The following is a 17,087-nucleotide window of genomic DNA, read 5'->3' on the forward strand; positions in this document are numbered from 1 at the left end:
GTGAGCATGTCGACAATCGAACGTGTCATTCCCCTGGTCGGCCATCTGCCGCCCTCGATCCGCGAGGGTCTGGCGCGGCGTGTGCGCGAGCTCAGCGGGCTCGGCCTGATCGCTTTGTCGGGCGTCGCCTCTGCGGCTCTGATGACCTGGTCGGTGCAGGATCCCAGCCTCAGCCATGCAACGTCGCGGCCGATCCGCAACATTCTCGGCTATGCCGGCGCAATCGGCGCCGACCTTGCGATGCAGATCCTCGGGCTCGGCGCGATCATGCTGGTCCTGACGGTCGCGGTCTGGGGCTGGCGCATGTTGACCCATCGCCCGTTCGACCGCGAGGCGCTGCGGCTCGGCTCCTGGATTCTCTGCACGGTGATCGCGGCGGGCTTCGTCAGTTGCTGGCCGCATGGCGGCGCCTGGCCGCTGCCGACAGGCCTCGGCGGCGTGGTCGGCGATGCGCTGGTTCGCGCGCCCGCGGTGATCTTCGGACCGCCGGGCATGATCTATCGAATCGTGCTCGGCACGATCCTGTTCGCCGCGATGGCGGCGACTTTCCTGATCGCCTGCGGCCTCGGCGCACGCGAGCATGACGACGAACTCGCGGAGATCGAGGACGACGACAAGCCGCTCGACCAGGACGAGGAGAGCGATCGCGGTTCGGTATCGCTAGGCTGGCTGTTCCACGCCTTGATGAGCACGAAAGCACGGCTGATCTGGCTGCTTGGCGCGGCCTACCGCTCGCTGGTCTCGAGCGGACCGAAGACCAAGGCCGTTGCATTCAGCCGCCAGGAGCCGAAGCTCGGTGGCGGCCGCGCCGCGCCGTCGATCTCGCCGCAGGCTCAGGACGAGGACTACGACGACGAGCACGAAGAGGTCGAAGAAGACGAGGAAGAGGAGGAGGAGCCCGCCGCCCGCGCGCCGCGCAAGAAGGCTGCGCCCAAGGCCGCTTCCAAGAAATCCTCCGACAAGTTCGAGCTTCCGTCCGTGTCGGTGCTGGCCGCACCGAAGGCCGGCGATCGCCAGCCGCTCAGTAAGGCCGAGCTGGAAACCAATTCGCGCGCGCTCGAAGGCGTGCTGCAAGATTTCGGCGTTCGCGGCGAGATCGTGAAATCCAATCCTGGTCCTGTGGTCACGCTGTACGAGCTGGAGCCGGCGCCGGGGATCAAATCGTCGCGCGTGATCGGACTGTCCGATGACATCGCGCGTTCGATGAGCGCGCTGTCGGCGCGCGTCGCCGTCGTGCCCGGCCGCAACGCCATCGGCATCGAGCTGCCGAACGCCCATCGCGAGAAGGTCTATCTGCGCGAGCTGCTGGTCGCCAAGGAGACCGTCGATTCGGTTGCGAAGCTGCCGCTCTGCCTCGGCAAGACCATCGGCGGTGATCCCGTCATCATCGACCTCGCACGCACGCCGCACATGCTGATCGCCGGTACCACCGGCTCCGGCAAGTCGGTCGCCATCAACACCATGATCCTCAGCCTGGTCTATCGACTGCGCCCGGACCAGTGCCGCCTGATCATGGTCGATCCGAAGATGCTCGAACTCTCAGTCTATGACGGTATCCCCCATCTGCTCACGCCCGTCGTGACCGACCCGAAGAAGGCGGTGGTCGCGCTGAAATGGGCCGTGCGCGAGATGGAAGAGCGCTACAAGAACATGGCCAAGCTCGGTGTGCGCAACATCGACGGCTACAACACGCGCTTGCTCGAATTGAAGGCCAAGGGCGAAGAGCCGACCCGCACGGTGCACACCGGCTTCGACAAGGAAACCGGCAAGGCGATCTACGAGGAAGAGAAGCTCTCGCTCGACCCGCTGCCCTACATCGTCATCATCGTCGACGAAATGGCCGACCTGATGATGGTTGCCGGCAAGGACATCGAAGGCGCGGTGCAGCGCCTCGCGCAGATGGCGCGCGCCGCCGGGCTGCACGTGATCCTCGCAACGCAGCGTCCATCGGTCGACGTCATCACCGGCACCATCAAGGCGAACTTCCCGACCCGCATCGCCTTCCAGGTGACATCCAAGATCGACAGCCGTACGATTCTCGGCGAGATGGGCGCCGAGCAGCTGCTCGGCCAGGGCGACATGCTCTACATGGCCGGCGGCGGTCGCATCAGCCGCGTGCACGGACCTTTCGCCTCGGACGAGGAAGTCGAGAAGGTGGTGCGCCACCTCAAGACTCAGGGACAGCCGGAATATCTCGAAGCCGTCACGGCCGAAGAACCCAGCGAGGACGAGGACGGCGCGGTGTTCGACGCGTCCGCCATGGGCGCGGATGGCGGCGGCGATTTGTTCTCGCAGGCCGTTGCGATCGTCAAACGCGACCGCAAGGCTTCGACCAGCTACATCCAGCGCCGCCTGCAGATCGGCTATAACCGCGCCGCATCGCTGATGGAGCGCATGGAACTGGAGGGCATCGTCGGACCCGCCAACCACGCCGGCAAGCGCGAGATTCTGGTCGAGGAAGAAGACAGCCATATGTGAGGCGAGCCGCCCCAGACCACCATTTCACGCAAAAACGTTATCTGCTTTTGGCCGAAATCACGCTAAAAGGGCGCCCAGCCACACAGGACGACGCGTTGATCAGACATCCGGACATTCGATTCGCTGCCATCGTCGCCGCGCGAAGCGCGCGCATGGCCGGCGTGATTCTAGTCACCGCCGCGATGGTGAGTGCAGCGTCCTTTGCGCAGACCGTTCCCGTGCCGAAGCCCGCGCCGAAGGGCCGCGATGGTGGTCCGGCAGGTGGAGGGCCCGCGGTCACCGGCGCGACCCAGACGCCGCCGAATCCGGTGATCCCGGATCCGCGCCGCAATGTGCCGAGCAGCATCTTCCAGACCTTCGATGCGAACCAGAAGGCCCAGGCCGCCAAGGTCAGCGCCTATTTGTCGTCATTGTCGACGCTGGTCGGAAATTTCGTCCAGGTCGGCCCCGACGGCAGCAAGACGCAAGGCGACTTCTACATCCAGAAGCCGGGCAAGGTGCGCTTCGAATATGACGCGCCTAGCCCGATCGACATCGTCGCCGACGGATCTTCGCTGGTGGTGCGCGACCGCAAGCTGGCGACGCAGGACGTCTATCCGCTGTCGCAAACACCGCTGCGTTTCCTGCTGTCCGACCGCATCGACCTGATGAAGGACACCAACGTCGTCAACGTCTCGGCCGACGACGTCTTCGTCAGCGTCACCATCGAGGAGAAGCAGGCGCTGGTCGGCACCAGTCGCCTTCTGCTGATGTTCGGCGCCAAGGACGGCCAGTTGAAGCAGTGGACCGTCACAGATCCGCAGGGCTACGACACCACGATCGCGGTCTACAATCTGGATACGAGCAAGAAGCTCGATCCCGGCATGTTCAAGATCGACTTCACCAATTACGGCCCGTCGCCGGGCTAGGTGCCGTAGGGTGGGTTAGCCGAAGACGTACCCACCATCTCGGTCCGCAAATGTGGAAGCATGGTGGGTTACGCTGCGCTAACCCACCATACGATTCCGCCCCTGTGGACAAGCATTTTCCCCACGCCAATCCATGCTAAGACGCATCCCTCATGCGTTTTTCCCTGACAACCTGGAACATCAATTCGGTGCGGCTACGCATCGATCTGGTCGCAAAATTTCTCAAGAGCGCACGGCCGGACGTGCTGTGTCTCCAGGAGACCAAGTGCATCGACGACGCTTTTCCGCTGAAGCGCTTCAAGCGGCTCGGCTACGAGCATGTCGCGTTGAACGGTCAGAAGGGTTATCACGGCGTCGCCATCGTCTCGAAGATACCGTTCGAGTCGAAGGACATCCGAACCTTCTGCGACAAGGTGGATTCACGCCACATCTCGGTATCGTTCGGTGAGAAGGCCGGGATCGCGAAGCCCCTGGTGGTGCATAATTTCTACGTGCCGGCCGGCGGCGACATTCCCGATCCCGCGCTGAACGAGAAATTCGATCACAAGCTCCGCTTCCTCGACGAGATGAAGGCGTGCGAGCCGTTGCATCCGCGCGGCGAGGATCGCCACATCCTGGTCGGCGATCTCAACGTCGCCCCGCATGAGAACGACGTCTGGTCGCACAAGCAGCTTCTCAAAGTGGTGTCGCACACGCCCGTCGAAACCGAGAAGCTGCAAGCCGCGCTCGCCGCCGGCGAGTGGGTCGACGTCGCGCGCGAGCGCATTCCAATGTCGGAGAAGGTCTACACCTGGTGGAGCTACCGCTCCGCCGATTGGACCGTCGGCGACCGCGGCCGCAGGCTCGACCACATCTGGGTCTCGCGCGCGCTGAAAGATGCAGTCAGTGATTTCAGGATTTTGCGCGATGCGCGCAGCTGGGAGCGGCCGTCGGACCATGTGCCGGTGACAGTGACGCTCGAGGTGTGATCTGTAGCCCAGATGGAGCGCAGCGTAATCCGGGGCAGTTTTTCCGTAGGCGAGAATCCCGGATTACGCTGCGCTCCATCCGGGCTACTGCACTGCTAGCTCGTCAACTTCGCACCAGCCATCAATATATCGCTGGCGATCTGGCTGGAGCGCACCGCGAACTCATCGCGCAGGCGAACGGCGGCGGGCGGGTCGCTTTCGAGCACGCGCTGAAACAGGCTGCGCGCGACGCGGATGACGGAGGCGTGCTCGATCGCGATCGCGCTCGACGGCCGCTTCATCGGCACGATCAGCGCGAGCTCGCCGATCAGCGCACCGGGACTTGCGATCATCTCCGCGCCGGCGCCGTCGTCGACCCGGAAGGCGCCGCGCTGGACCACGAAGCCGGCATCGGCATCGTCGCCGAGATTGAACAAGACGTCGCCGCGGACGAAGTTACGCTGCTCGGAACCGATCGCCAGCATGCGCAACGAAGCGTCTCCCAACAGGCGCAGTGTCGGGACACGCTCGAGAAGCGCTACATCGTCGTCGATTGACATTCAGGTCCGGGGCTCAAGGGCACGCAATCTAAAACGATTCGCACGCGCCAAAGCGTATCACGGCACCAGCTTGTAGCCACCGGCTTCCGTGACCAGGATCTCCGGGTTGGCGGCGTCCTTCTCGATCTTCTGGCGAAGCCGGTAGATGTGGGTTTCCAGCGTGTGGGTGGTGACGCCGGAATTGTAGCCCCAGACCTCCTGGAGCAGGGTCTCGCGTGAGACCGGCATCTGGCCGGCCCGGTAGAGGAAGCGAAGGATGGCGGTTTCCTTCTCCGTCAACCGGACCTTGCGCGCATTGGCGGCGGTCAGCATCTTGGAGCCGGGCCGGAAAGAGTAGGGGCCGACCGAGAACACCGCGTCCTCGCTGGCTTCGTGCTGCCGGAGCTGGGCGCGGATGCGCGCCAGCAGCACGGCGAAGCGGAAGGGTTTTGCGACATAGTCGTTGGCGCCGGATTCCAGCCCCAAAATCGTGTCGGAATCGGTGTCATGCCCGGTGAGCATGATGATCGGAGCCTTGAACCCGCCCTTGCGCAATGAACGGACCACTTCGCGGCCATCCGTGTCGGGCAGGCCAACATCCATCAGAACGAGATCGGGGGCATTGGCCTTCGCGGCGCTCGCGCCCTTGGCGCCGGTATCGACCGCGGAGGCTTCAAACTCTTCGTGCAGCGACAATTGCTCCACCAACGTATCGCGCAGATCGGTATCGTCATCCACGATCAGGATCTTGCGGGCATTGGCCATAGGGGGTCATCCTTTTGGGGTCCGGCGCGGCGCGCATCCATGCTGCACCCAGCCGAGAGGGAAGTTTAGGGGTCGCAATTATTATTGTTGTTCGTCTTGAAGTAGTGGGCTGTTACCGATTCACAAGCCAGAACCACTCTAACCCAGAATAGCAGGCCGTTTTGATGAATGTCCTGTAATGAATTCGACATCGCACGTTCATATGAAAAATAAAGCTGCTTCAGCTAGTTACACCATGAACCGAAGCGCCGGGCCGCTCTCGGCGATCCGCGTTAAGGCTGCCGCCGGGAATCCGCGCCGGGGCTGGCTGACCGCCGGAGCGCTGACGATTCCGGTGGCGCTCGGACGTGGCGGCATTCTGGCGAACAAGCGCGAGGGCGATGGCGGCACCCCGAGGGGCAGCTTCCGTCCCAGGCGATTGTGGTGGCGGGGCGACCGGTACAGCCGCCCGCAGACCTTCCTGCCGGCCCGGATCATCACCGGCGAGGACGCCTGGTGCGAGGATCCCAAGGACCGTCACTACAATCAGGGAATCCGCCTCGGCGAGGGGCAGGGCGGCGACAGGCTGAAGCGGGCCGACCATCTCTATGACTTCATCATCGAAATCGACCACAATACGAGGCCGCGGATCGCCGGCCGGGGCAGCGCGGTGTTCTTGCATCTCGCGCGCGACAATTTCGGCCCGACCGCAGGCTGCGTCTCGATGACCCAAGCGGCGATGCGACAATTGCTGCGGCGGCTGGGACCAAAAACAAGAATCATCATCGGGTGAGGACACATGCTCGACAGGGATCAGATCGCCGCCGCATCGCGCGTCCTCATCCGACATTGGCGCGACGGCACCAAGATTGACGCGCTGGAGGCGGGGTTGCGGCCTCAGAACCGGACCGAGGGTTACGCCGTACAGGCAGCGCTCGGCGGGACCTTGTTCGGCTGGAAGATCGCGGCGACGAGCGAGTCCGGACAGAAGCACATCAATGTCGCGGGACCGCTGGCCGGTCGGATCATGAGCGACACCGTGATCGCCGATGGCGGCACCGCCTCGATGAAGGGCAACGCAATGCGCGTCGGCGAACCCGAGTTCGCTTTCCGCATGGGACGCGATCTGCCGCCGCGCACGGCACCTTATACTGTCGACGAGGTGCTCGCCGCCGTGGACAGCTTGCATCCCGCGATCGAGATTCCCGATTCACGCTTTGCCGATTTCGCCAGCGCCGGCGAGGCGCAGCTGATCGCCGACAACGCCTGTGCGCATCTGTTCGTGCTGGGCGCAGCGACGAACGCGAACTGGCGCGCCATGGATCTCGTCGAGCAGCGGCCGCAGATCACGCTGCGTGGCCAGCGCTATCTCGGCCACGGCAAGAACGTGCTCGGCGATCCCCGCATTGCGCTCGCCTGGCTGGCCAACGAGCTGCGTGGGCTCGGCATCAGCTTGCGGGCAGGAGAGGTGGTGACCACGGGCACGTGCCATCCGCCGCTGCCGATCCAGGCCGGCGATCATCTCGCCGCGGATTTCGGCGTGCTGGGGACGGTGTCGGTGAGGTTCGAATAGGCTCATCCCCATCGTCGTCCTGGCGAAAGCCAGGACCCATACCGCGTGATCTACGCAAAGGGCAGAACGGTCGTTGCCACGGTCTTGGTCAAACAGACTATCGGGGTAATGGGTCCTGGCTTTCGCCAGGACGACCAAAAACAAATTCGCCTATGATCACCGGTGCCCGAAGATCGCACTGCCCACGCGCACATGAGTGGCGCCGAGCATGATCGCGGTCGCATAATCCGCGCTCATGCCCATCGAGAGCTTCTTCAATCCATTGCGCGCGGCGATCTTGGCGGTCAACGCGAAATGCGCGGCCGGCGGCTCGTCCACCGGCGGGATGCACATCAACCCCGAGATCGTCAGCCCGTAGGTGTCGCGGCAGCTCGCGATGAAGGCATCGGCCTCGCCGGGGGCGATGCCCGCCTTCTGCGGCTCCTCACCGATATTGATCTGGACGAACAATTCCGGGTGCTTGTTCTGGGATTCGATTTCCTTGGCTAACGCCTGGCAAATGCTCGGGCGGTCGACCGAATGGATGGCATCGAACAGCGCGACCGCCTCTTTCGCCTTGTTGGATTGCAGCGGCCCGATCAGATGCAGCGCGATTTCGGAGTAAACAGACGTTAACGCGGGCCATTTGGCTTTGGCCTCCTGCACGCGATTTTCACCGAATACGCGCTGTCCGGCGTCGATGACCGGGGTAATTGCATCCGCGGCGAAAGTTTTCGACACCGCGATCAAGGTCACGGAGCCACGTTCGCGCCGCGCATCCTTGCAGGCGCGCGCGATTTCGGCTTCGACCGCGGCGAGCGCGTTTGGTGAATGGCCGGTTAGCGGCGCGGCGTTGGCTTCGGTCATGATGTCGCATCGGGGCTGATTGTTGCGGAGGTAGTTCTAATTTTACCGAGTTCAAGAAAGAGTTTTTGAACCCTTCGCTTTACCTTAGCCGCGGGGTGGGCAGCGAAGATGGCAAACGTCAGTTTCAACCGCAAACGAGTGAAACTCAAGCAGGTTCTCGGAATCCGGGCGCGGCTTGCGTTGCTCGCGGTCATTCTGGTGACGCCTTTGATGTTCGAGCGCATCCGTTCGCTCGAAGACACGCGCACGCGGCAGATCGCGCAGGCCACGGCCGAATTCACCACCGTCGCAAGACACAGCGCCGACGCGCAGCGCGAGGTGATCTCGTCGGTCGAGACCATCCTGAAATCGGAAGCATTCATCCGCGCCTCCGCCGGCGGCATCAGCAAGAGCTGTGACGTGCTGCGCGCGAGCCTGCCGTCGAATCTCCCCTGGATCCGCACGCTTCTGATCGCCGGCCAGGACGGACGCATCCAGTGCGCCACCAACAACATGTATGTCGGCCTCGACCTCAGCGATCGGCCGTACTTCCAGCAGGCGCAAGAAACCGGCCGCTTCGTGCTGAGCGACTTCATCATGTCGCGCCCGGTGCCGACACCGACCGTCATGGCGGTTTACCCGGTATCCGCCTTCAGCGGCGCAGCAGATGCCGTCGTGCTCGCCACCGTCAACCTCGACTGGATGTCGAAGGTCATGAGCAATCTGGGGGGTCGCGCCGGCATCACGGCCGTGCTGGTCGACAGCACCGGCACCGTGCTGGCCGCACCGGCCGACCAGCATAGTGCGATCGGACGTCCACTCGACAACATGCCGCTGATGTCCGCGATCGCCGACAAGGCGCTGAGGTCGGATCAGGACGAAGGTTCCCTCTCTTTCCTCGCTGCCGACGGCTCCCGCCGCGCGGTCAGCTATATCCGCATTGCCGGAACCAATGCCCGCCTGATCGCCAGCATCGACGAGGACAAGGTGTCCGCCGCCGTGAGCCGCGACATCCGCACCGCCTATCTCCAGCTTGCTTTCGTCGTCGTATTCGTGCTGCTCGGCGCGCTGATCGCAGCCGAGAAACTGGTGATCAAGCCGATCAGGATGCTCGCCGACATGGCCAAGCGTCTGGGCGAGGGCGATCTCTCGGCGCGTGCCGCGCGCAACCGCCTGCCGTCCGAGTTCGTGCCGCTGGCCCGTGCGTTCAACGCGATGGCCGCGCAGCTCAGCCAGCGCGAACGCGAGCTGATGGCGAGCAATGACCGGCTCACGGTGATGGCCTCGATCGACATGTTGTCGGGACTTGCCAACCGCCGCGGCTTCCAGAGCCGCCTCGACTTCGAATGGATGCGCGCGCAGCAATATGGCAGCGACCTCGCACTGTTGATGATCGACGTCGACCATTTCAAGCTGTTCAACGACACCTACGGCCATCTCGAAGGCGATTCCTGCCTGACCAGGCTCGGCGAATCGCTGTCCGGTATCGCCGCCGACACGATGGGCTTCGCGGCCCGCTACGGCGGCGAGGAATTCTGCCTGTTGTTGCCGAACACCGACGTCGCGCGCGCCGTCGAAATCGGCGAACAGGCGCGCGCGGCCGTGCTGAAGCTGTGCCTGCCGCACATCACCTCCGACCACATGATCGTCACCGTCTCGATCGGCGTTGCCGCGACAAAGCCCAACGAGAGCTTGCGCCCGGGCGATTTGATCGAAGCCGCCGACGCCGCGCTCTACGCCGCCAAGCACCGCGGCCGCAACAACGTCGTCGAGCACGGCATCACGGTGATCGACAACGGCGCGGCGGAAATGATGATGGCGGGTTGAGGGGTAACCCGTAGCAACCTTTTAATCACACCCCAATGGCGGCCCCACTATTTACCCGGGACGGTCGCGGAGGTTCCCAAATTGCGGCAACCCATTGACCCCTTGAGGACTTCTATGGCCTAGTCCGCCGTCTTTAGCCGGCCCAGATCCACGAAAACCCCAACGATTCCATGACCTCCGAACGCTACAACGCCCGCGACGCCGAACCGCGCTGGCAAGCCGCCTGGGACCAACAGGCGATCTTCGTCTCCAGGAACGACGATCCGCGGCCGAAATATTATGTGCTCGAGATGTTCCCCTACCCGTCGGGGCGCATCCATATTGGCCATGTCCGCAATTACACGCTCGGCGACGTACTGGCCCGCTTCATGCGCGCCAAGGGTTTCAACGTGCTGCACCCGATGGGCTGGGACGCTTTCGGCCTGCCGGCCGAGAACGCCGCGATCGAGCGCAAGGTGGCGCCGAAGGCCTGGACCTACGACAACATCGCCGCGATGAAGAAGCAGCTCCGTTCGATCGGGCTGTCGCTGGACTGGAGCCGTGAGGTCGCGACCTGCGATCCCTCCTATTACAAGCACCAGCAGAAGATGTTTCTGGACTTCCTGCGCGAAGGCCTCGCCGAGCGCGAGAAGCGCAAGGTGAACTGGGACCCCGTCGACATGACCGTGCTCGCCAATGAGCAAGTGATCGACGGGAAGGGCTGGCGTTCGGGTGCCGTTGTCGAACAACGGGAAATGAACCAGTGGGTCTTCAAGATCACGAAGTACTCGCAGGAGCTGCTGTCGGCACTGGATACGCTGGATCGCTGGCCCGACAAGGTGCGGCTGATGCAGCGCAACTGGATCGGCCGGTCCGAGGGGCTGCTGATCCGCTTCGCGCTCGATACGGCGACAACACCGGCCGGTGAGAGCGAGCTGAAGATTTTCACGACGCGCCCGGACACGTTGTTCGGCGCGAAGTTCATGGCGATCTCGGCCGATCATCCGCTGGCGCAGGCCGCCGCCGCCAAAAACCCTGCGCTCGCCGAGTTCATCGGCGAGATCAAGCGGATGGGCACGGCGCAGGAGATCATCGACACCGCCGAGAAGCAGGGATTCGATACCGGCATCCGCGCGGTTCACCCGTTCGATCCGAGCTGGAAGCTGCCGGTCTATGTCGCCAACTTCGTGCTGATGGAATACGGCACCGGCGCCATTTTCGGCTGTCCCGCACACGACCAGCGCGACCTCGACTTCGTCAACAAGTACGCTCTCGGCAACACGCCGGTGGTGTGCCCTGAGGGCCAGGATCCGAAATCGTTCGTCATCACCGATACCGCCTATGACGGTGACGGCCGCATGATCAATTCGCGCTTCCTCGACGGCATGACAATCGATCAGGCCAAGGACGAGGTGGCGAAGCGTCTCGAGACCGAGCTGCGCGGCAACGCGCCGGTCGGCGAGCGTCAGGTCAATTTCCGCCTGCGCGACTGGGGTATTTCGCGCCAGCGCTATTGGGGCTGCCCGATCCCCGTCATCCATTGTCCCAAATGCGATGTGGTGCCAGTGCCTGACGCAGACCTGCCGGTGAAGCTGCCGGACGATGCAACCTTCGACAAGCCCGGCAACGCGCTCGACCATCACCCGACCTGGAAGCACGTCAGCTGCCCCAAATGCGGCGGCAAGGCGCAGCGTGAAACCGACACCATGGACACCTTCGTGGATTCGTCCTGGTACTTTGCGCGCTTCACCGATCCCTGGAACGAGAACGCGCCGACGACGCCAGAGGTCGCCAACCGGATGCTGCCGGTCGACCAGTATATCGGCGGCGTCGAGCACGCGATCCTGCATCTGCTCTACAGCCGCTTCTTCACGCGCGCCATGAAGGCGACCGGTCACATCGCACTGGACGAGCCGTTCGCCGGCATGTTCACGCAGGGCATGGTGGTGCACGAGACCTATCAGAAGGCCGACGGCACCTACGTCCAGCCGGTCGAGGTGAAGGTCGAGACCGGCGCCAACGGCCGCCGCGCGACGCTGCTGACGTCAGGCGAAGACATCCAGATCGGCCCGATCGAGAAGATGTCGAAGTCGAAGAAGAATACGGTCGACCCCGACGACATCATCGAGACCTATGGCGCCGACGTCGCCCGCTGGTTCATGCTGTCGGACTCCCCGCCCGAGCGCGACGTGATCTGGAGCGATGAGCGCGTCCAGGGCGCCTCGCGCTTCGTGCAGCGGCTGTGGCGGCTGGTGAACGACTCTGTCGAAGGCGGCAAGGCCGCGCCGGCGGCCCGGCCCGCCAGCTTCGGCCCGGACGCCACCGCCTTGCGCAAGGCCGCCCATGGGGCGCTGGACAAGGTCACCACCGGAATCGAGCGGCTGCACTTCAACGTCTGCCTCGCCCATATCCGCGAATTCACCAATGCGTTTGCGGAGATCTTGCAGCGTCCCGGCCAGCCGGCTCCAGATTTGGCCTGGGCGATCCGGGAGGCCAGCCAGATCCTGGTCCAGCTGTTCTCCCCGATGATGCCGCATTTGGCCGAGGAGTGTTGGCAGGTTCTCGGCCACGGCGGGTTGGTTTCCGAGGCCAATTGGCCCCAAATCGAACGCGATTTGCTGGTTGAAGACAGTGTGACCCTGGTGGTCCAGGTCAACGGCAAGAAGCGGGGCGAGGTCACAGTTGCAACAGGGGCCGAGAATCCGGAAATCGAGGCTGCCGTTTTGGCCCTCGATGCGGTAAAACTGGCGCTGGACGGCAAGCCCGTCCGCAAGGTGATTATCGTCCCCAAGAGGATCGTGAATGTTGTCGGCTAGGATCCGCATCGCAGCCCGCTTGCTGGCGGTGGCCGCACTGGCGGCCATGACGGCCGGCTGCTTCCAGCCGATGTATGCCGAGCATACCGACGGAACCCCCGGCCTGCGCGAGAAGCTGATGGGGGTCGAGCTGCCTCCTGTCGACAAGCCAAATGCCTCCCGCGAGGCCCGCGTCGGCGTCGAGGTCCGCAATGCTCTGGCCTTCAAGCTCTATGGCACCGCCACCGGCATGCCGCCGACCCACCGCCTGGTGATCCGCTTCAACTCGAGCAAATCGTCCCTGATCGTCGATCCCAGCACCGGTCTGCCGAGCAGCGAAAACTACGGCATCGACTGTCAGTACAATCTGGTCGAGGTCGCGACCGGCAAATCGGTGATGACCGGCACCACGTTCTCGCGCGTGTCCTATGACATGCCCGGCTCCTACCAGCGCTTCTCGCGCAACCGCGCAGTGCGCGATGCCGAGGATCGTGCCGCCAACGAGATCGCCGAGAACATCAATACCCGGCTCGCCTCGTTCTTCACCGCGGGCACTTAATTCATCCCGCCCTTCCGGTTCACCCGGAATGACGATTCCCAGGCACCATGGTTGCGCTGCGCGGAAAAGAGATCGACGCCTTTCTCGCCCGCCCCGATGCGGGCCGTCCGATTATCCTGCTCTATGGTCCTGACGCCGGCCTGGTCCGCGAACGCGCGGATGCGCTGATCGCCTCGGCCGTCGACGATCCCAACGATCCGTTCTCACTGGTCAAGGTCGATGGCGACGAGCTCTCCGCCGAGCCGTCGCGCCTCGTCGACGAAGCCATGACGGTGCCGCTGTTCGGCGGCCGTCGCGCCATCCGCGTGCGCGCCGGCTCGCGCAGCTTTGCCAGCGCTATCGACACGCTGGCGGAGATGGGCGTGAAGGATTGCCGCATCGTGATCGAGGCCGGCGAGCTGCGCCCGGAATCGCCACTGCGCAAGGCTTGCGAACGCGCCAAGACGGCCGTCGCGATCGCCTGCTATCCCGATACCGAGCGCGACCTCGCCAAGCTGATGGAAGACGAGCTCCGCATCGCCAATTTGCGCATCGCGCAGGATGCCCGCGCGGCGCTGATGTCGTTCCTCGGCGGCGACCGCCAGGCCTCCCGCAACGAGCTACGCAAGCTCACGCTCTATTCCCACGGCAAGGGCGAGATCACGCTGGATGACGTGATGGCCGTGGTCGCCGATGCGTCGGAGCTGAAACTCGATCCGATCGTCGATGGCGCCTTCGCCGGGCGACCCGAGATCGTCGAGAACGAGTTTGCCAAGGCCATGATCGCTGGCACCTACCCCGGGGTGATCATCTCCGCGGCGCAGCGTCAGGCGGCGTGGCTGCACAAATCGGCGCTCGCGATCGCCGACGGCACGCCCGCTTCCGCGGTGCTCGACAGCGGCTATCCGCGCCTGCATTTTTCGCGGAAACCCGCGGTCGAAACCGCACTGCGCAATTTCAGCGTGGCGAGGCTCGCCGCCATCATCGAGCAGCTCGCGACCGCCGCGCTCGACACCCGCAAGCAATCGACGCTAGCCGCCGCCATCGCCCAGCGCACGCTGATGGCGATCGCCGCGAACGCGAAGCGGCGGCGCTGAGTCTCCCAATGTCGTCCTGGCGAAAGCCAGGACCCATTATCCCAAGGAGAGGTTGGGCGAAGATTCGGAGTCCGGTATGGCGACCAGCTCCAATCGAGACATCACGCGGTATGGGTCCTGGCCTTCGCCAGGACGACATCGAGGGTGCGTCTAGATCGCGCCCTTCGCCAGCCGCCGCATCACCTCGTCGAGTTGATCGAGGTTGCGGTAGTTGATCTGCACGGAGCCACCGGGGTCGCGGTGACTGACGGTGACCTTGAGTCCCAGCGCATCGCTGACGCGCTTCTCCAGATCGACCGTGTCGGGGTCCTTTTCCTTCGCCCCCGTGCGCGCCTTCTGCGGCTTGCGCTCCGGCACGCCCTCTTCATGCGCCAGCGCCTCGGTCTGGCGGACGTTGAGGCCTTCTTCGACGATGCGCTTGGCGGCCGCGAGCGGATCAGGCACGCCGATCAGCGCGCGGGCGTGACCGGCGGTCAGCTTCCCGCTCGTGATCAAGGCTTGCACCTCCGCGGGAAGCTTCGTCAGCCGCATCATGTTGGCGATGTGGCTGCGGCTCTTGCCGACGACCTTGGCGATGTCGTCCTGGCTGCGTTTGAACTCGTTGGCGAGCGCGTGATAGCCGAGCGCCTCTTCCATCGGGTTGAGGTCTTCGCGCTGCACGTTCTCGACGATCGCGAACTCCAGCGCATCGCTGTCGCTGATGTCGACGGGGACGATCGGCACTTCGTGCAGGCCGGCCATTTGCGAGGCGCGCCAGCGCCGCTCGCCGGCGATGATCTCGAAGCGGTCCTGCGCCCCCTTCACCGGGCGGACCACGATCGGCTGGATCACGCCGTGCTGCCTGATCGAATCGCTGAGCTCCCTAAGCTCGCCTTCCGAAAAGGTGCGGCGCGGGTTGCGCGGATTGGGCTTGATGAACTCGATCGGCACCTTGCGTTGCGCGCGCGGGCGATCGACATGCTGGGCCTCGCCACCGACATCACCGATCAGACTCGCAAGACCCCGGCCCAATCGCGAACGCGCTTCGTCGGCCATCGCCAGCTCCCTTGGATTCACGCTGCAGCACTCCAGAACTGAATTGTCGTAGGGTGGGCAAAGCGAAGCGTGCCCACCAGTTAGTTATGTGCGGAAGATGGTGAGCACGGCGAGACGCCTTTGCCCACCCTACAGCACCTCTAATGCGTCGTTCGCAGCTCGCGCTCGCGCTGGATAACTTCGGTGGCGAGCCGCAGGTAAGCTTCGCTGCCGACGCATTTGAGATCGTAGACCAGCACCGGCTTGCCGTAGGACGGTGCCTCCGAGATGCGCACGTTGCGCGGGATCATGGTCTTGTAGACCTTCTCGCCCATGAACTGCCGGACGTCGGCAACGACCTGGTTCGAGAGATTGTTGCGCGAGTCGAACATGGTCAGCACGATGCCGTGGATCGACAGGTTCGGATTGAGCGTCGAGCGCACCTGCTCCACCGTCTGCAGCAGTTGCGACAAACCTTCGAGCGCGAAGAATTCGCACTGCAGCGGCACCAGGATCGCGTCGGAAGCCGCCATCGCGTTCACGGTGATCAGATTGAGCGAGGGCGGACAGTCGATCAGCACGTAGGTGTAATCGGCGTCGGGCGAGACGTTGTTGTTGAGCACGCTGATCGCGTCACGCAGCTTGTACGCACGACCGGGCGTGGTGCCGAGCTCGAGCTCGAGGCCGGAGAGATCCATGGTCGAGGGCGCGATATGCAGCCGCGGCACTGCCGTCGACACTACCGCTTCCCGCAGGCTCGCCTCGCCCACCAGAACGTCATAGGTCGAGCAGGAGCGGTTGCGGCGATCGATGCCGAGTCCGGTCGAGGCGTTGCCCTGCGGATCGAGATCGACGATCAGGACACGTTCGCCGATCGCAGCGAGCGCCGTGCCGAGATTGATCGCCGTGGTTGTTTTTCCCACGCCGCCCTTCTGATTCGCCAGCGCCAGGATGCGCGGATGGCCCTGCGGGACGGCGGCGGTCTGTTCCTGCTGCGGTTCGTCAATCACGCTCATCGCAAATTCCCCACTCGGCCCCTGACGCCTCACCCGCGCCGTTCGACGGAAGCCAGCTCAACGATCCAACCGTCGCCTGTTCGGCTTCGGTGGAGCTGCGGCTGAACATTCCAATATTTAGTGGCTTCGGTCAATTCAGACTCTACATCTTGACCCTTGAGAAACAACGCCTTTGCGCCTTGGCGCATCAGCGGCTCCGCAAAGCCGATGAGTTGGTGTAGCGGAGCCAGCGCACGCGCGGTGACGCAATCGACCGGGCCGGTGATTCTATCCACATTATCCCCGATCTCAGCGAGATGTACGACTCCTGGAGATGTCGTGACGCGGACGGCTTCGCGCAGGAAGGCCGCCTTTTTGGCGATTCGCTCGACCAGATGGACGCTCGCCCCGGCCGTTCCTGCCATAGCGCAGGCCAGCACTACGCCGGGGAAGCCGCCGCCGCTACCAAGGTCGGCCCAGCGTTTGGCCGACGGGGCAAGAGCGACGAGCTGAAGTGAATCGGCGATGTGCCGGGTCCAGAGATGCGGCAACGTCGAGGGCGCGACCAGGTTGGTCTTGGCCTGCCACTCCCGGAGCAGTGCGATGTAGCGATCAAGCCGGGCCTCCGTTTCATGTGAAACGGGTGCGAGCTTGAGCGCTGCAATCTTGTCGGCCGCGATGACGGAGTCCAAAGACCGGTCGTTGGCGCTGGCCTTGTCGATCTTCGGTCCGGTCGGCGCCGGTTCGGGGCGACCGCCGGCGCCCTCACCCGCCGAGGATTTTCTCGATGACGATCCGCCGCCGCCCGGCGCGCGCTGTTTCACGTGA

The 17,087-nt window shown here is 64.1% G+C and carries 15 protein-coding genes; 9 read left to right on the forward strand and 6 right to left on the reverse strand.

The window, feature by feature from the left end; translation table 11 throughout:
• The 3 genes from AC0L21_RS24160 to xth all read left to right on the forward strand — a co-directional run bounded on the left by AC0L21_RS24160 (position 1) and on the right by xth (position 4,354).
• Positions 1–2,478 carry a DNA translocase FtsK gene (locus AC0L21_RS24160; protein WP_473264269.1) on the forward strand — a complete coding sequence of 826 codons (2,478 nt, stop codon included), beginning with the start codon at positions 1–3 and terminating at the stop codon, positions 2,476–2,478.
• Between the two features lie 152 nt (positions 2,479–2,630).
• Entirely contained in the window at positions 2,631–3,386 is a 756-nt protein-coding gene (locus tag AC0L21_RS24165) for an outer membrane lipoprotein carrier protein LolA (RefSeq protein WP_456769767.1), read from the forward strand.
• Between the two features lie 152 nt (positions 3,387–3,538).
• Positions 3,539–4,354: an exodeoxyribonuclease III gene (xth, locus tag AC0L21_RS24170; RefSeq protein ID WP_473264270.1), complete on the forward strand. Its 816-nt coding sequence runs from the start codon at positions 3,539–3,541 to the stop codon at positions 4,352–4,354.
• A 95-nt stretch (positions 4,355–4,449) separates the two neighbouring features.
• Here the strand turns inward: xth and AC0L21_RS24175 are convergent, their stop codons facing one another.
• Together AC0L21_RS24175 and AC0L21_RS24180 are read right to left on the reverse strand one after the other, a co-directional pair.
• Entirely contained in the window at positions 4,450–4,893 is a 444-nt protein-coding gene (locus AC0L21_RS24175; protein WP_473264271.1) for a cyclic nucleotide-binding domain-containing protein, read from the reverse strand.
• Between the two features lie 57 nt (positions 4,894–4,950).
• Positions 4,951–5,637: a response regulator transcription factor gene (locus tag AC0L21_RS24180; protein ID WP_007598630.1), complete on the reverse strand. Its 687-nt coding sequence runs from the start codon at positions 5,635–5,637 to the stop codon at positions 4,951–4,953.
• A gap of 235 nt (positions 5,638–5,872) precedes the next feature.
• Between AC0L21_RS24180 and AC0L21_RS24185 the strand changes: the two genes are divergently transcribed.
• Together AC0L21_RS24185 and AC0L21_RS24190 are read left to right on the forward strand one after the other, a co-directional pair.
• Entirely contained in the window at positions 5,873–6,409 is a 537-nt protein-coding gene (locus AC0L21_RS24185) for a L,D-transpeptidase family protein (protein ID WP_473264272.1), read from the forward strand.
• A 6-nt stretch (positions 6,410–6,415) separates the two neighbouring features.
• Positions 6,416–7,189: a 2-keto-4-pentenoate hydratase gene (locus tag AC0L21_RS24190; RefSeq protein ID WP_473264273.1), complete on the forward strand. Its 774-nt coding sequence runs from the start codon at positions 6,416–6,418 to the stop codon at positions 7,187–7,189.
• A 156-nt stretch (positions 7,190–7,345) separates the two neighbouring features.
• On the opposite strand, the gene AC0L21_RS24195 is transcribed toward AC0L21_RS24190, so the two are convergent.
• Positions 7,346–8,035 carry a YggS family pyridoxal phosphate-dependent enzyme gene (locus tag AC0L21_RS24195; RefSeq protein ID WP_473264274.1) on the reverse strand — a complete coding sequence of 230 codons (690 nt, stop codon included), beginning with the start codon at positions 8,033–8,035 and terminating at the stop codon, positions 7,346–7,348.
• A 108-nt stretch (positions 8,036–8,143) separates the two neighbouring features.
• On the opposite strand from AC0L21_RS24195, the gene AC0L21_RS24200 reads away from it, so the two are divergent.
• From AC0L21_RS24200 to holA, 4 genes are all read left to right on the forward strand, one after another.
• Positions 8,144–9,841 (forward strand): diguanylate cyclase domain-containing protein, encoded by a 1,698-nt coding sequence (locus AC0L21_RS24200; protein WP_473264275.1) that lies wholly within the window; start codon positions 8,144–8,146, stop codon positions 9,839–9,841.
• A 170-nt stretch (positions 9,842–10,011) separates the two neighbouring features.
• The gene (leuS, locus tag AC0L21_RS24205; RefSeq protein WP_473264276.1) at positions 10,012–12,636 is read left to right on the forward strand and encodes a leucine--tRNA ligase; all 2,625 of its coding nucleotides are present in this window, start codon (positions 10,012–10,014) and stop codon (positions 12,634–12,636) included.
• On the forward strand, positions 12,623–13,174 hold the full coding sequence (gene lptE / locus AC0L21_RS24210) for an LPS assembly lipoprotein LptE (RefSeq protein WP_473264277.1): 552 nt from the start codon (positions 12,623–12,625) through the stop codon (positions 13,172–13,174). Before leuS ends, lptE begins: the two co-directional genes overlap by 14 nt.
• A 47-nt stretch (positions 13,175–13,221) precedes the next feature.
• Positions 13,222–14,250: a DNA polymerase III subunit delta gene (gene holA / locus AC0L21_RS24215; RefSeq protein WP_473264278.1), complete on the forward strand. Its 1,029-nt coding sequence runs from the start codon at positions 13,222–13,224 to the stop codon at positions 14,248–14,250.
• Positions 14,251–14,400: 150 nt separating this feature from the next.
• Here the strand turns inward: holA and AC0L21_RS24220 are convergent, their stop codons facing one another.
• The 3 genes from AC0L21_RS24220 to rsmG form a co-directional block, all read right to left on the reverse strand.
• Entirely contained in the window at positions 14,401–15,285 is an 885-nt protein-coding gene (locus AC0L21_RS24220; protein ID WP_473264279.1) for a ParB/RepB/Spo0J family partition protein, read from the reverse strand.
• Positions 15,286–15,425: 140 nt separating this feature from the next.
• On the reverse strand, positions 15,426–16,280 hold the full coding sequence (locus tag AC0L21_RS24225; protein WP_473264280.1) for a ParA family protein: 855 nt from the start codon (positions 16,278–16,280) through the stop codon (positions 15,426–15,428).
• 29 nt (positions 16,281–16,309) lie between these two features.
• Positions 16,310–17,083 (reverse strand): 16S rRNA (guanine(527)-N(7))-methyltransferase RsmG, encoded by a 774-nt coding sequence (rsmG, locus tag AC0L21_RS24230; protein WP_473264281.1) that lies wholly within the window; start codon positions 17,081–17,083, stop codon positions 16,310–16,312.
• Positions 17,084–17,087: the final 4 nt, after the last annotated feature.

It is taken from the genome of Bradyrhizobium sp. WSM4873 (genome assembly GCF_055811355.1).

Excerpts from the sequence above, each read along its gene's own strand:
- AC0L21_RS24165 (WP_456769767.1), top strand. The coding sequence starts at position 2,631 with ATGGCCGGCGTGATTCTAGTCACCGCCGCGATGGTGAGTGCAGCGTCC.
- xth (WP_473264270.1), top strand. The coding sequence starts at position 3,539 with ATGCGTTTTTCCCTGACAACCTGGAACATCAATTCGGTGCGGCTACGC.
- AC0L21_RS24175 (WP_473264271.1), bottom strand. The coding sequence starts at position 4,893 with ATGTCAATCGACGACGATGTAGCGCTTCTCGAGCGTGTCCCGACACTG.
- AC0L21_RS24180 (WP_007598630.1), bottom strand. The coding sequence starts at position 5,637 with ATGGCCAATGCCCGCAAGATCCTGATCGTGGATGACGATACCGATCTG.
- AC0L21_RS24185 (WP_473264272.1), top strand. The coding sequence starts at position 5,873 with ATGAACCGAAGCGCCGGGCCGCTCTCGGCGATCCGCGTTAAGGCTGCC.
- AC0L21_RS24190 (WP_473264273.1), top strand. The coding sequence starts at position 6,416 with ATGCTCGACAGGGATCAGATCGCCGCCGCATCGCGCGTCCTCATCCGA.
- AC0L21_RS24195 (WP_473264274.1), bottom strand. The coding sequence starts at position 8,035 with ATGACCGAAGCCAACGCCGCGCCGCTAACCGGCCATTCACCAAACGCG.
- AC0L21_RS24200 (WP_473264275.1), top strand. The coding sequence starts at position 8,144 with ATGGCAAACGTCAGTTTCAACCGCAAACGAGTGAAACTCAAGCAGGTT.
- leuS (WP_473264276.1), top strand. The coding sequence starts at position 10,012 with ATGACCTCCGAACGCTACAACGCCCGCGACGCCGAACCGCGCTGGCAA.
- lptE (WP_473264277.1), top strand. The coding sequence starts at position 12,623 with ATGTTGTCGGCTAGGATCCGCATCGCAGCCCGCTTGCTGGCGGTGGCC.
- holA (WP_473264278.1), top strand. The coding sequence starts at position 13,222 with ATGGTTGCGCTGCGCGGAAAAGAGATCGACGCCTTTCTCGCCCGCCCC.
- AC0L21_RS24220 (WP_473264279.1), bottom strand. The coding sequence starts at position 15,285 with ATGGCCGACGAAGCGCGTTCGCGATTGGGCCGGGGTCTTGCGAGTCTG.
- AC0L21_RS24225 (WP_473264280.1), bottom strand. The coding sequence starts at position 16,280 with ATGAGCGTGATTGACGAACCGCAGCAGGAACAGACCGCCGCCGTCCCG.